General features: G+C 69.6%; 2 protein-coding genes. Both read right to left on the bottom strand.

The genetic code is table 11. The features are described 5' to 3' along the window. Positions 1-30: 30 nt before the first annotated feature. Positions 31-165, bottom strand: a complete 135-nt coding sequence (locus MBTS_RS24080) for a hypothetical protein (RefSeq protein ID WP_280529970.1) — start codon at positions 163-165, stop codon at positions 31-33. A 161-nt stretch (positions 166-326) separates the two neighbouring features. Then, a partial coding sequence (locus MBTS_RS23435; RefSeq protein ID WP_192216617.1) for an ATP-binding protein occupies positions 327-622 on the bottom strand: 296 nt, incomplete at its 5' end.

Consider the following 622-nt stretch of genomic DNA (forward strand, 5'->3'; position numbering starts at 1 on the left):
CCAGTCCACACGATAGCCACCCCCCTCTTTTCAGCGCCAGACTACGATGTGAATAAGAGACAGGGCGGGGGTGGAGGCGGGTTTCCGGCGCGGAGCGGCGGTCTGCGCGGCCCTGGTGGGAACGACGATCTCGCGCTGGTCGCGCTTCGGCAGCGGTTCGCGCATGGTCTATCCTCTCAAACGCAGAAAACGGCCCGACAGGTCGAGCCGAAAACGGGTCGGTGGCATCGCCGGGACGCAGGATCCGACGGTAAGCTGCGCACCTCGTCCCGGATGCCGGCTCCGGGACGAGGTGCGCGTCGGGTTGCGGTGATCGGACAAGGGACTCATCCGGCGCGCTGCATGGGAATGTAGCGCTCGCTCACCGCTTCGGGCGCGGGGTCGAACAGACCGATCGGGCGGCGCACCGGGACCACAATCCCCTCCGCGACCGGCAGGGGCGCCGAGCGACGAATCCCCGTGCGGATCGGGGCCGGGGGAGCGGTGCTGGAGCCGCGCCGGCAATCGATGGGCAGCGTCACGGTCACGCTGGTGCCCTGGCGCTCGGCGCTCTCGATGGAGATGCTGCCGCCATGGAGGCCGACGAGCCCCTGCACCACCGAGAGACCGAGCCCGGTTCCCT

The organism is Methylobacterium bullatum, assembly GCF_014845095.1.
GTDB lineage: Bacteria > Pseudomonadota > Alphaproteobacteria > Rhizobiales > Beijerinckiaceae > Methylobacterium > Methylobacterium bullatum.

Excerpts from the sequence above, each read along its gene's own strand:
- MBTS_RS24080 (WP_280529970.1), bottom strand. The coding sequence starts at position 165 with ATGCGCGAACCGCTGCCGAAGCGCGACCAGCGCGAGATCGTCGTTCCC.